The 255-nt window shown below is 33.3% G+C and carries 1 pseudogene; it reads left to right on the top strand.

What is annotated here, in order from left to right:
- Positions 1–59: 59 nt before the first annotated feature.
- Positions 60–255 (top strand): annotated as a pseudogene (locus ACYQ2O_RS13345) (hypothetical protein); the annotation flags it as partial.

Genomic DNA, 255 nt, shown 5'->3' with positions numbered 1-255 from the left:
AGACACCTCTCTTTGGTAAAATGTAGTTACCAACAAACATTCCAAAGGAGAGATGTCTTATGGCTAATATTTTACCAAAAAAATCAGAAAAAAACGAGTTCTATTCGAGCATTGATCGATTTCTTAAGGAATTTAAAATAGGCACCTTGTTACACCAATCAAATATAAAAAAAGAAGATGGTATCAGTACGAATGCTATCGTTACTTTTTTATTCACAGTCGCTTTCCATGGCGGAAAAAGTGTGAATCAGTTGT

The sequence above is a fragment of the Alkalibacterium sp. m-11 genome (assembly GCF_054658155.1).
The sequence above is the reverse complement of the archived record's forward strand: the minus strand, read 5'-3'. Positions and strand labels throughout refer to the sequence as shown.